Below are 12911 nucleotides of genomic sequence, written 5' to 3'. Positions count from 1 at the left end.
GAAATATGAAGAAAATACCTATTTTCTTAAGATTAATACATGGGCGATGTGGTAGCACGCTTATGATGCAATTACTTTCATCAGGCAAAAATGTATATGTAGACAATAAGTACCCATATGAAAACAGGTATCTTTCCTACTTTGACAAAGCTGCCTCTATTATAGGAAATGATCCACTATCTACATGGACAAATGATTCATTAATATCTGAAGGTAATAATTTACTTGGTCCTATACCATACAATGACATCGAAATATTTGATAAAAAAAACTTATCGAATGAATTAAGGAAAAGATTTTTAAACACCCTTTTTGATATGATCATTAGTAAAGAAAAATGTTTAAATGAAGAGTGTATTTATTACCCCGAAAAAGCAACGCCGCAAGCAATTGAAAATTATAACAATATTGCACTTTGTAAAAATATATTTTTAATTAGGGATCCTAGGGATATTTTTATTTCTATCCGAGAGTTTAACAAGAAAAGGGACTTCTTGGGTTTTGGCTGGAAAGAAAAGCAGTCTGAAGCCGATTTTATTCGTGAGCTATGTGTTGGTTTTAAGCAATATTTACATCATTTTTCAAGTATTGAAGAAGACGAACGTAGATTTAAAATTAAATATGAAGATATTATAAAAGAGCCATATAACGAGACTAAAAGGCTATCTAAATGGCTAGGTAGTGAGTTGGATTATGATTTTGTTTTAGGAAATAGGTCTAATGTTAAACAACACCTTACAACTAAGGAAGGTGATTCGTCTAATCTAAGGTGGGAAAAAGAGCTAAGCGACGAGCTAAAATCTATTTTTATAGAGAATATAGGACAAGAACTAAAAAATGTTGGCTATAAAACTTATTAGTTAAAAACTACACAGGGCCAATGGACCAATCCAAGACTGTGGGGATCTGCTGGATCAAATCTTGACTTAAGACATAGCGGTCTCTACTTTTAAGCAATTATAACGTTTAAAGTTGCTGCTATAGCTAGCCCACTCAGAATTGAATATGAAAACGCTTTTTATCCTGTTATGAACCGTTTTAGAGGGCGTGAAAATATATTTTTGTCGGCGCGAGATTATAAGCAGTTTCTTTATTGTATAGAACTTGCCACCCAGCGATTTAACTGCGAAATACATGCCTATTGCTTAATGGCAATTCATTAGCATATATTGACAAAAATGCCTGATGCGAATTTAGGCAAAGTAATGAAGCATATTAATGGCTATATAAACAGTGGTTTAACCGTATTTACCATTAAGGCGGTGTTTTATTTAGTGGTCGTTACAAAGCAATACTGGTTGATGCAGATAACTACTTATCATATGTAGCCGCTATATTCACCGCAACCCAATAGAAAGTAGCACCCTTATGGTCAACGAACTGGTTGATTATAAGTGGACAAGTTATCCGATGTTTTTAAATAAATGCAAAACGCCTCCTTGGTTTTATAAAATCTTTACCTTTGCATTGCAGAATAAACGCTAAAACATAGTAGCTTATAAACTATTTGTAGAGGGCGAGTTAAACGAAGAAGTTGCAGCGTTTTATGGTGCTAAAAAGCAGTTGTCGATGCTTGGCAGTGATTTTTATTAAGTGGGTAAAAGGTAATTTTTTAACCACGAATAGCGAAACGCAATTTATAGTGGCAAGGTATGATATTGATGATAAAAGTAGCTGGCTTTTTTAATGTGGCTGCCGGAGCCCTTGCACAAAGTATTTGGTGGGGTTAAGGGGCGAAATATACCAAGAAGTTTTGCTATTAAACTGTGCCAGGATTAAACCGGAGCGACTTTATTTAAGATTGCTGATAAGTTTGATATTGGGCGCTATTTATCGGTTTCAAAGGTAATTGGGCGTTTAAATGAACGCTTAAACAAAGATAAGTGTATAAGCGCTGAGTTTAAAAGGCTTAGGAATAGTTTTTAGAGATTTATAAGCATTAAGTTAAAACTAAATCGCAAAATACACTTATTGTATTTATCAACAAGGAATACAGGTAGTTATGTTTAATTTTAGCACAAACAATTTTAATAATTTAAATCAAAACGGACAGCATCAATTTTGTATGAACTATGCTATGCAGGTGTTTAATAGTAACGCCGTATATAGTTTTATACCTAAAAATGGCTGCTCTACACTGCGCTTATCGGTTGCAATTGCAAATGGTTGTATTAGCGGTATTGAGCAAGGTAATTGGATACATGCTAATAACCAAACATTTAAGCCTACTTTAAAAGAAGCAGCTACAGCACACTATAAATTTGTTGTATTGCGTTGCCCATTTAGACGTTTAGCAAGCGTGTTTTTAGATAAGTTTGTTGCTAAAGAGCCCGATGCGTGGCAGTACCGAGATTTACTAAAGCGCGAGGTTAACCTTGATGATTTAACCTTTGAGCAATTTGTAAAATCATTGGCTGTACCACCCATGAAAGGGGCTAATATACATTGGAAGCCGCAAAACCAATTTTTACTTTATAAAGAGTACGATGATTACTTTGCCCTTGAGCATTTTGATAAGGCAATAGTCACATTAAATGAAAAAATCGATTTTAACGTGGTTGATGCACGTAGTTTAACTGGTCATGGCACCGACAAATTTGAAATGCTTAACGATGCTAACTACAGCCAAACAGCAGCCTTTGATATTGCTGTACTTAAACGTGCGGGTAAATGCCCAAGCCATAAGGCACTATATACCGAAGAACTAGTACAGTTAGTAAAAAAACTGTATGCGGAAGATTTAGCACTTTACAGTAAGCAGTGTAATAAGGAAGATTTGTTATTTAGTTAATAATGAAATACATGCTATCAAAAACGAAAGGTCTTACTTCTTTCCTGCCAAAGTCTTTATGGGCATTACAAAGCCCATAAAGACTTTTTGCTATTATAATCGCGACTTTTAAAGCGAGTTATAAATATTCTGGCGATTTTAATACCAGTTCTACACGGCGATTTTTTTGCCTGTTTTGGTCTGTGTCGTTCATGGCCTCTGGCGCTACAGGGCCTACACCTACGGGGTGTAATCGGCTTGATTTTATTTGGTATTTATTAACAAGCTGTTTTACTACCTCTGCAGCCCGGCGTGCTGATAGGTCTTGGTTATAGCTGTAGGCTCCTTTGTTATCGGTATGGCCAACAACGTATAAACTCACATTGCTAGCTTGTTTTAAAAATGCAGCTATTTGCGAAAGTTGCTCACTTGAACTTGGCTTAAGTGTGTGGCTGTCAAAGTCAAACTCAATACCATATAGCGATATGCTCCCAGTACTTTGAATTTGTTTGCCTATGGTGTCGGCATCTACATTTAGCGCCACTTTACTCATTTCGCGCTCTTCAATTATATCAACAACGAGTTCTACTTCTTCACTGCCCCTACGTTGAAAGCTATACAAAGAGGTATAAATGTTTCCTTCTGGGGCTTTTTTCTCTGCTGTGAAAAGGTAGTAGTGACTTTTTTTACTCATGTTGTATATGTCACTTTTATGGTTTTTTACAAACACGGTATTTTTTAAGTTATCGCGTAACACCATGTTGCCACATGTTGATGCCTTACAGCTATGCAAAATGGTAAACCCTGCTTGTTGTAGTGCATTCATATAATTTTTATATACCGCGTAGGGGCCTACTTTTTTGTCTATACGGTAATTAACCGTGGTAACTTTACCCTCTACTTTTTTAGTGGGTATGGTTTTTTTATACTTACCAGTTATTAACGGGTACGATTCAAAATCGGTAACCGCAGAGCCCACCAAATAACTCCCAGGAAAACGCTCAATTAAAGGATGGTCTGAGGTTCCTTTGGTATCTTTTTTAGGGGCTTTTAAGCTTGTATAGTCGAGTGGCTCAATAACAAAGTTTTTCGCTATTTTTACACCACTGCTAGGTAGTGGTATTTCGGTTAGTTGTTCGTAACTAGCCAATAAATCATTTGAGCGATTATTTTGTGCGAAAATAGTAATAGCTTGCTCATGCCCGTCGATTGGTTTTATTGCTGTTAAAAAGCCAAATCTATTTTTTTCTACATTGCTTAATTTCATTTTATACAAATTATTATATCTAAAGCCCTCTTCAATGGCGTTTCTGAGTGGTTTTATATTGCAGTCTTTTAAACAAAATACGGGCACAGTGTAACCCTCATTTTGTAATTTTTGTTTAATGTCGGTTAAGTAATGGGTGTGACTAATTTGCTCTGAGGCATCTACTTTTTGAGAGTAAACATGGTATTGCCCTTCAAGGGTTTTAAATTGCTTTTTATTTGTGTTTATAAGTATGTCTAGGGGTGTATAAGCGTATGAAGCACTTGATAGGCGTTTGGCGTTAGGGAGTTTATCTATAACTAAGTTGGTTGTACTTGCTATTGTAGGTGTGGCTAAAAATAAACCCGATAACAGCATGAGTGCAGAGCATTGTTCCTTTTTCATTATTCTCTTCCTTAAAAATTTAATAAATAAAAATTATATTATTTACGGGTACAAGTAAAGGAAAGTACATCTTGTAGGCAACTAACTTGCTGGCGTAATTCACTAATAATATCTTAGTGTAGCGCGCAGCGCCTCGGTACCCTTGGTGGTAGAAATAGTTTAGTGATTAAAAGATTATTATCACCACAGAGAACACGGAGAAGAGGAGGAGAAGAACTAATAACTTCTCGGTGAAGCGCGAAGCGCCTCGGTGCCCTCGGTGGTAGAAATGGTTTAGTGATTAAAAGATTGTTATCACCACAGAGAACACGGAGAAGTGAAGGAGAAGAACTAATAACTTCTCGGTGAAGCGCGAAGCGCCTCTGTGCCCTCGGTGGTAGAAATGGTTTAGTGATTAAAAGATTATTATCACCACAGAGAACACGGAGAAGAGAAGGAGAAGCGCTAATACCTGCTCGGTGAAGCGCGAAGCGCCTCTGTGCCCTTGGGGGTAAAAATGTGTTGAGTTAAGCTACTTTCCTATCTCAATTTTAACCTCAGTGCCCAATACCTCTTTATACTTATTTGCTAAAGTGCGTTTTGCATTGTCATCGCCATGCACAATTTTTATATGGCTGGGCTTTTTACGCATGCCGGTGACAAAATTAACCAAGCCGTTTTGATCGGCGTGGGCGCTGTAGCCGCTGATGGTATGCACCTGTGCGTTAATTGTAATACGCGTATCGTTTATAAAAACATACCCATTACGTGGGCCATACTTTTGAATTTCGCGGCCTAGGGTACCGCGTCCTTGGTAGCCAACAAATAATACATCGGTTGTTTTGTCGCCCAAAAAACGCTCAAGGTAATTAACTATTCGCCCACCGCTGCACATGCCGCTAGCTGCTAAAACAATGGCGGGTGTTTGGCGCGAGGCTAAATAATTAATAATAGCGATATGCTCGCTATGAGTATCTACCGTGGTTAGGTTTTCAAAGTCTAGCGGGTGGCGGCCTTTGGTTACTTTGCGTTTAGCCTCGGCGTCCCATAAGTGTTTAAATTTAATATATTGCTCTGTAAAGTTGGCTGCCATAGGTGAGTCTAGTATCACGTGTATATTACGCCAAGGTGAGCCTTTAGCCGATTGATGTATTAACTGCTCTAGCTCGTAAAGTAGCTCCTGTGTACGGCCAATACTAAATGCAGGTATTAATACTACGCCGTTATCTGCAACTGCACGTTCTATAATATTTTTTAATGTGTGTGTACGCTCTTTTCGGCCTTGATGGTTTTTATCTCCATACGTTGATTCAATTACTAATGTATCTGCTTTGTAGGGAGCTTTTGGGGCTGGTAACAAGGGCGTGTAAGGAGCACCTAAGTCACCTGAAAATACCACTCTATGGGGGGAGCTATTGGGTTGCTTTACATTGGTTTTATTGGAAATGTCTACTTCTACATATGCAGAGCCAAGTATATGGCCAGCGCGCTGAAATCTTACTTTTGCATTTTGCTCTCCTTTGCATGCAAGGGTAAACCATGTTTTAAAGTTAACTTTTACAATGTGCTTTTGTAGTAAGTTTAAACAGGCTTTTATAATTTTTGGGTCGCGTGTTACACCTACTTTTAAGGCATCTTCAATTACAAGAGGAAGCAAACTTGCTGATGCAGAGGTTGTAAATATTGGGCCTGTAAATCCAGCGGCTAATAAATAAGGTATGCGCCCTACATGGTCAATATGGCAATGCGTTACTATTAACGCACTTATATTAGTTGTATTGAATTTTATTGATAAGTCGGCTTTAGAGTCTTCACCTTGGAAGAGGCCACAATCAATTAATATGCTAGTGTGGGTGTTAATTACTAGCTCATGGCATGACCCTGTTACGCCATTAACCGCTCCGTGGTGAATAATTTGCATAGTCTCCCTTTTTTAATTAACCCAAGCTGCCTACTTAGTTTATGAGGTGTTAGTCTGAAGGTTGTAATTATAATATAGCTTACATAAAAGTAGCGGCTAATGCTTGAGGGCGCAAATTAAGCTTATTTTGCATATAATTTACGCCATTATTTGTGTTAAAAAAGTTAGGTGGCCCATTTCTATCGTTATTTACCTATGTGTGGAGTAATGCAGTTTACTCAAGCTGTATTGCAACCTACAATACACCGCCGGTTAATTTAGCTGTATATAAAATAGTGCGGCTAAACGCTTTTTAAACATATGTATGGACTAAAACTATGCTAAGTAATTGTGAAATGCCAACAAGTGAGCCTCGCTTTGCTAACTTTGGCTCTGTATTTTTAGGCCCAGTACTAAGCTTTTTTTCGCAACGGCTATTAAACAACCAGCCGCCAGACCAGCCACTGTATTTTTTAGCGCGTGAAGGCTATTGGTTACAGCAAGCATATAACCAGCATTTAAATGGCGCTGGCAAACAGCGTAACAGCTATTATTTATTAGCGTCGCGTGCATTTTTATTCAAGCTGCTGCTTAGTGATGAGCGAAGCTATGCGTATTCTTTAAAAGGCAATTTTACAGGTACATTTTATGATTTAATGCGTACTCGCTTTTTACTTTGCGACTCGGAAATTACTAGCATTTTTACCGAGCACGTTTTTAATACGCAGATAGATTTAAAAAAAGATAAAAGCAAAGTCATTGCTATATTAATTGATAACCACGATAAAATAGGTTTATTGGTTGCGCCTATAAAATGTGCTTATTTAGCGTATTTAAAGTCAATAGAGGTAACCGCTCAACATACTCTGCACTTAGTCGATTTAGGTTACTCAGGTACCATTCAGTGCTTGTTAGGCATATTGCTTAACAAAAATACGCATGGGCATTATTTGATCTCTTCTAACCCAGGCTCGCATAAAGTAGCGAACACAAACGCGTTTATGCAAGGCTATTTAAAAGAGGGGGTTAAACTAGGAGATGGTTACTTAGCATTAGACCGTTCTATGTTTTTAGAGTCATTGCTAACGGCACCTAACGGGCAGTTTAGAGACATTAAATTTAATACTCTTAACCCTAAACAATTTGATATGTATTACGGGCGAAAGGTTGCATCGCAGCGCTACTTTCACTTATTAGAGCAAGTTATGGCGGGCGCATTAAATTTATGTAAGCACAATGCACAGTATGCAGTTAGTTTTACAGCTAATGAGCTAGAAACTCTATTAGAAGGCTATTTAGCTAAGCCTAATATGATCCCTCATGCGGTGAGACACATTTTTGATATTGATGACGATGTGGCGGGTAATGGTACCGTAAATGCAATTCAATTTTTTGGTTTAGGTTAATGATTAACAAACAGTTTATAAAAAAAACAGCACCTGGCTTATTTAACTTTGTTAAAAAACAGTCTTTTTTATTCAGGATTGCAAAAGGGGTAGAGCGTAGGCTATTAACCCGTCAGTATGTTAAACGAAGTGCTGGTTTTAAACATTATTCACCAAAAAAAATAGCCATGTTATTAACGACTGCTAAAGCTAAAGGTTTGTTTGATAGTCATTGGTACAGTGCTAATCAATGCCGTGTGTTTAGCTGCGAACAAGAAGCTTTTGAAGATTATTTACACAAGGGCACATTTAGCTGTGTTAACCCAAGCCCCAACTTTGATACTGAGCTTTATTATAAATGTAATACCGATATTTATTTACAAGGCGAGCATGCATTAGTGCACTATATGGCACATGGCCAAGCAGAAGGACGTTTAGCTATGCCTGCTGCTCGTAAATGGCACCCTAAAGCGATTAGCTCCACCGCAGATGGCACACCAAAAAGTAAAAAGATTGCCATGTGTTTTCATGTTTTTTATGGTGAGTTTATAGATTATTACGCCAGCTGTTTAGCTAAATACGAGCAATCGGTGGATGTATTTGTAAGCGTTGCGAGTGACACGCTTGCAGCTAAAGCACAAAATGTTTTTAGTGCCTGCCCAAAAGTAAGTAAGGTAACTGTTAAAGTTGTGCCTAATCATGGGCGCAATTTTGGACCTTTACTTGTTGAGTTTGCTAAAGATTTACAAAATTACGATTTGTTTTGTCATATGCATTCTAAAAAATCGCTTTATTCTGGCCGCGCTCAAACACAATGGGCCGATTACCTAGGCGAATACCTTTTAAAAGACCAGCATGTTATTAAACAAGTTTTAAATCATTTTGATAATAACCCAAGTACGGGAATTTATTACCCAACCTCGTTTTGGATGATGCCTAATTGGGTTAATCACTGGCTTAAAAATAAACCTCATGCTAAAAAAATGGCGGGTGAGTGGCAAATAGAGCTTGCGGATGACTTTATAGCTTACCCTGCTGGTGGTATGTTTTGGGCAAGGCCTGACGCACTTAAGCAATTATTAAATAAGTCATACAACTATGATGATTTTCCTGCAGAGCCCTTACCTAACGATGGCTCAGAGCTTCACGCTCTTGAGCGTTTAATCGGCTCTCTTGCAGAAAAAAATGGCTATCAACAGTTGTTTTATTATCCTACCTCGGGTCAGTTTACCCATGATAAAAGTTTTATTTTATCGCAGTATGTTAATAGTGCTGAGGGCTTAACTCATCAACTTAATAGTTTTGAACATATTAGTTTTGACGTGTTTGACACATTAGTAAGGCGCAAATATCACGCGCCAGACTACGCTAAGCTGTTGCTCGGTAAAAATTTAGTAGAGCAGGGTATTGTTTTAAATGAACACGAGTTTGTTAAAGCCCGTAACAATGCCGAGTTTGAAGTGAGGCAGCAAAAAAACTTTGTTGGCGATGTAACTATTTTTGAAACGTATTTACATTTGGCTAGTAGTTATAACTGGACCGTTGAGCAAGCTAATAGCTATGCAGAGCAAGAGTTTGCCTACGATTTAGAAATGATTTTGCCTAAAGATGAAATGGTCGATTTGTTTAACCATTTAATTTTATCAGGCAAACAAGTAACGGTTGCCTCCGATACGTATTATACACAAAATCAAGTGGCGCTTATGCTTGCAAAAGTAGGTGTTAGCGTGGGGTTTGAGCTGTTGGTTTCAAGTGAGTTAGGTAAGCGTAAAGACAATGGTACATTGTGGCAACATATAAAAGAAAGCTTGCCTGAGGGGCAGAGCTTTATACATGTGGGCGATAATGCTGTAGCCGATGCACAAATTCCAGGGGATTTTGGGCTGCAAAATTTACATATTTTAAACCCTCTCGATAAGTGGCATGCCGCAGGGTATGTAAATCCTTTTGTGGGTGAATTAAGTTTAAACGAAGCACACATTCTTAAATGGGGTGTGTTAGTGAGTGATTTTGGCCGTTTTGGGTTTTTAGGTGAGTAGTAATTAATGTTTGATACTTTATATTTGCATATTGGTTGGTCTAAAACCGGTACGTCAGCAGTGCAATTTCAGTTAGATTTGCAAAAAGAGACTCTAAAACAACAAGGGATTTTATATTCTACGCTGTTACAAATGAACGACCAAGCGCACCATCATTTTGCTTTAGCTTTTGCCCCTATTCATGGCTACCCTGCAAAGTACAAAATACCAGAAGTACTTGATTTACTCGAGCAAGAGATACGGGCTAATCAATGTCATTCTGCACTAATCTCTAGTGAGCTTTCGCCTTTTTATTTTAATAACCCTCGATTTCAGGAATGGGTTAAAAAGTTTAAAAAGGTTGTGGTAATTGGCACTGTAAGGCGTCAGTCGGATTTACTTTTATCGTTATTTAATCAGTTAGTAAAAGATCCTCAAGTAAGATATCAGGGGCGTTTTTTTCAAATGGCGTTGAATAACTTTCCGCGACTAAATTACTTTCAGCAACTTAATCGTTGGGCTTCGAAGGTAGGAAAAGAAAATATATGGCTGGTTAATTACGACGATGGCGTAGTTGAGACGTTTTTGAGGTTGTTTGATCTTCAGCTTAAAAGTACTAACGACAATGTTGTTGTAAATAAGTCTTTACCTACAAGTGCATTAATGCTCATGCAGGAGCGTACTAAGGGGGTTACCGATATACCTCAATACACGCGTATACGTGATGAGCTAATAGCTGAAATTAATGACTACCCAGAATCAAAAAAGCCTACCCGCCTTTTGCTCAGTAAAGGTGAGTTGCAGGCTTTAAATGCACACTTTTTAGGGCCAAATCGCCGTTGTGCTAAAGAGTTTATAGGCCAAGATGAGCTGTTTGCACAAAAGCCTTGTAGGGATATTTTGTGTTTTTAAACCGACTAAAACGCCTCTCAAAACCTAAAAATAGTCAGTTTATTATTGATGATATTATTAATAGAAGCGAAAAAATAACAATAAAAAGGGGCGCTCAATACCCGGCAGTAGCAGTACCCGAGGCTGTCTCTCAGCATGCCCGTTTTCGTGGCAATGTATTTAAACAAAAAGGGGTTGCTGTTTTTGCATCAAACAACGCTATGGCGTGTTTAGATGAAGAAAAAGGTTTTTTAAGCCACGGTAAAGTTGTAAATGGCTTTAGCTATAAAGCAGCTGCTGATAAATTAAATGCTGCTAAAGAGTATGCCGACTATTCTAAGTGTAAGGTGCTTGATTTAACGTCTCCGGGCGGTAAGTTTTATAGCCATTTTTTGTTTGACGTGTTACCAAAAGTGCAAGCTATTAAGTCATTAGGTATAGATTTAAACTTTTTTGATAAAATAATTATTAATTTTAAAGACTTGCCTTTCATTAAAGAAGCGTTCGAGATTCTTAATATCGACTTTAATAAAGTAGAGGGCAGAAGTGCCTATAACAGGATATTAAAGTGTAGTTGTTTTGTGTCGGTAAGTGAGCCAAGGGATGCGCTTTATACGTCTGATTGGATTGTTGATTTTATCCGTGAGACGTTCTCTTCAAATTTACCAATAAGTGCTGGTACGTCTTTGTATATTAGTCGTAATTTAGGTAGCAAACGAATAATTACAAATGAAAACGAGTTTATAAACGAACTACATTTAGCTGGTATTGATACTATATATTGCGAGAAAAATACGGTAAAACAAAATGCTAAAATTTTTAGAGCCGCAAATGTTGTTGTTGCCCCGCACGGTGCCGGTTTAGCTAATATAGTATTTTGTAGGCCAGGTACAACCGTGGTTGAGCTTTTTTCTAGCCATTGGTCGGACGAATTTTGGAAGCTGTGTGTAGCGTGTGGCCTTAATTATATACCGGTTCAAGTTGAGCGTGAGGATGGCTCAATGGCCAATTTAGCAACGCTTGATTATGTTAACTCGTATTTAAAATTAAATGCTGAAAATATGCGAGTTAATAACTTTTTAAGCTTATTTAACCGTACAGATTTTTAATGAAAACAATTATTCATATTGGCCCCCCTAAAACGGGGACGTCTGCTATTCAAAAGTGGCTGAAAGATCATGCCAGCTATCTTTTAGCTAAAGGGGTCTATTACCCCGAGCATCAGCAAGATAGTAACGGAATTAGTTCGGGTAACTTTTTATCTGTTTTTTCTGCGCATAACGGTGATTATGTATTTAACCCAAAGAAGCTGCAAGACATAATAACTAAAGCACAAGCTGCTAACTGTAGTACATTGTTATTAAGCTCAGAATTCTTTTTTAGCCGCTTACCTGCACTAATAAAAGCGATTCCTGATGCGCAATGTATTGCGTATGTTCGTAACCCAGCTCAGTTGCACGAGTCTCATTATAATCAGTCAGTTAAACGCCATGGTAATACCGCGGTTATAAAAAGGGCTGAAACACTACCTATGCACACACTAAAACGCTTGGGAGAATACGGGCAACAGCTTGGTAAAAAGCTTACATTACGAGCTTATCATGACGATTTATTTGTAAAAAAAAGCATTGTATGTGATTTTTTAAGTGTAGTATTTAATAACAAAAATACTGATTACGATGTGCAGGTCTCTGAGCGAATAAACCCTGGATATTGTTTAGAGGCACTTGAAATTAAACGATGTTTTAATTATTACGAGTTAGGTCAATATGCTGGCCGATTAGACAGAGTGCTGCAAGCTTATAACAAAGGAATAAAGCAATTTACTTTTGTGGGTAAGCATCAGTTTAATGACTATAAAAGGCAGTCTATTCGTTGGATAGAGAGGCTTGCAGAGCAAGCACCTTTTGAGCAAGCAGAAGAGCTTATAGCTGTAATACAAAAGCAGCCCCATCAACACTTTTTTAAGCAAGAAGTTTCTAAGGCGCAATGTATAGATGTATTTAATTTTATAGCCTCACAAGATCGGGCTTTATTAAAAAGTTTAGCTTTGTGCGTCTATGCTCAACCACAGGTAGAGGATAGATTTCCTTTTGTGGCTGCATTGTTTGAAACGGTTCGGCCAAAAGAAGCTTTACCCAGTTTTATACAATACACTAAAGATGCTATTTACAGCCGTTACCCCACGCTAATAGTAAACAGCGAGAAAACAATAAATACAAAAAAAAATGATTTCAGAGGCTATGTGTGTAACTTGCTTCAGGTGCGCTTCAGTTTAATGGCTTATATTAAAGCGTTACTAGCGTCTTGATAAGGT

The 12911-nt window shown here is 37.6% G+C and carries 9 protein-coding genes; 7 read left to right on the top strand and 2 right to left on the bottom strand.

Annotation, left to right across the window (positions count from 1 at the left end):
- The first annotated feature begins 5 nt into the window (after positions 1-5).
- Both OIZ54_RS07960 and OIZ54_RS07955 read left to right on the top strand, forming a co-directional pair.
- Positions 6-860 carry a sulfotransferase domain-containing protein gene (locus OIZ54_RS07960; RefSeq protein WP_264390123.1) on the top strand — a complete coding sequence of 285 codons (855 nt, stop codon included), beginning with the start codon at positions 6-8 and terminating at the stop codon, positions 858-860.
- Between the two features lie 1142 nt (positions 861-2002).
- Positions 2003-2791 carry a sulfotransferase family protein gene (locus OIZ54_RS07955; RefSeq protein WP_264390122.1) on the top strand — a complete coding sequence of 263 codons (789 nt, stop codon included), beginning with the start codon at positions 2003-2005 and terminating at the stop codon, positions 2789-2791.
- Positions 2792-2909: 118 nt separating this feature from the next.
- Here the strand turns inward: OIZ54_RS07955 and OIZ54_RS07950 are convergent, their stop codons facing one another.
- Together OIZ54_RS07950 and OIZ54_RS07945 are read right to left on the bottom strand one after the other, a co-directional pair.
- Positions 2910-4421 (bottom strand): OmpA family protein, encoded by a 1512-nt coding sequence (locus OIZ54_RS07950; RefSeq protein WP_264390121.1) that lies wholly within the window; start codon positions 4419-4421, stop codon positions 2910-2912.
- Positions 4422-4932: 511 nt separating this feature from the next.
- A complete protein-coding gene (locus OIZ54_RS07945) occupies positions 4933-6321 on the bottom strand; it encodes an MBL fold metallo-hydrolase RNA specificity domain-containing protein (protein ID WP_264390120.1) in 1389 nt (462 codons plus the stop codon).
- A gap of 317 nt (positions 6322-6638) precedes the next feature.
- Between OIZ54_RS07945 and OIZ54_RS07940 the strand changes: the two genes are divergently transcribed.
- The 5 genes from OIZ54_RS07940 to OIZ54_RS07920 are packed head-to-tail and all read left to right on the top strand — an operon-like array spanning position 6639 to position 12905.
- On the top strand, positions 6639-7706 hold the full coding sequence (locus OIZ54_RS07940; protein WP_264390119.1) for an HAD family hydrolase: 1068 nt from the start codon (positions 6639-6641) through the stop codon (positions 7704-7706).
- Complete coding sequence (locus tag OIZ54_RS07935; protein WP_264390118.1) at positions 7706-9724, top strand: rhamnan synthesis F family protein; 2019 nt, start codon at positions 7706-7708, stop codon at positions 9722-9724. The genes OIZ54_RS07940 and OIZ54_RS07935 overlap by 1 nt, the downstream gene beginning before the upstream one ends.
- Before the next feature lie 6 nt (positions 9725-9730).
- A complete protein-coding gene (locus OIZ54_RS07930) occupies positions 9731-10615 on the top strand; it encodes a hypothetical protein (protein ID WP_264390117.1) in 885 nt (294 codons plus the stop codon).
- Entirely contained in the window at positions 10606-11703 is a 1098-nt protein-coding gene (locus OIZ54_RS07925) for a glycosyltransferase family 61 protein (RefSeq protein WP_264390116.1), read from the top strand. The genes OIZ54_RS07930 and OIZ54_RS07925 overlap by 10 nt, the downstream gene beginning before the upstream one ends.
- Positions 11703-12905 (top strand): hypothetical protein, encoded by a 1203-nt coding sequence (locus tag OIZ54_RS07920; RefSeq protein ID WP_264390115.1) that lies wholly within the window; start codon positions 11703-11705, stop codon positions 12903-12905. The genes OIZ54_RS07925 and OIZ54_RS07920 overlap by 1 nt, the downstream gene beginning before the upstream one ends.
- The last annotated feature ends 6 nt before the right edge of the window (positions 12906-12911 follow it).

The organism is Pseudoalteromonas sp. A3, from assembly GCF_025942345.1.
GTDB classification, from domain to species: Bacteria; Pseudomonadota; Gammaproteobacteria; order Enterobacterales; family Alteromonadaceae; genus Pseudoalteromonas; species Pseudoalteromonas atlantica.
Note: the sequence above shows the minus strand (reverse complement) of the source record. Positions and strands in the feature narration are given on the sequence as shown.

Bases quoted from the DNA above. Each gene is read 5' to 3' on its own strand.
- OIZ54_RS07920 (WP_264390115.1), top strand. From the start codon at position 11,703: ATGAAAACAATTATTCATATTGGCCCCCCTAAAACGGGGACGTCTGCT.
- OIZ54_RS07945 (WP_264390120.1), bottom strand. From the start codon at position 6,321: ATGCAAATTATTCACCACGGAGCGGTTAATGGCGTAACAGGGTCATGC.
- OIZ54_RS07930 (WP_264390117.1), top strand. From the start codon at position 9,731: ATGTTTGATACTTTATATTTGCATATTGGTTGGTCTAAAACCGGTACG.
- OIZ54_RS07950 (WP_264390121.1), bottom strand. From the start codon at position 4,421: ATGAAAAAGGAACAATGCTCTGCACTCATGCTGTTATCGGGTTTATTT.
- OIZ54_RS07940 (WP_264390119.1), top strand. From the start codon at position 6,639: ATGCTAAGTAATTGTGAAATGCCAACAAGTGAGCCTCGCTTTGCTAAC.
- OIZ54_RS07960 (WP_264390123.1), top strand. From the start codon at position 6: ATGAAGAAAATACCTATTTTCTTAAGATTAATACATGGGCGATGTGGT.
- OIZ54_RS07955 (WP_264390122.1), top strand. From the start codon at position 2,003: ATGTTTAATTTTAGCACAAACAATTTTAATAATTTAAATCAAAACGGA.
- OIZ54_RS07935 (WP_264390118.1), top strand. From the start codon at position 7,706: ATGATTAACAAACAGTTTATAAAAAAAACAGCACCTGGCTTATTTAAC.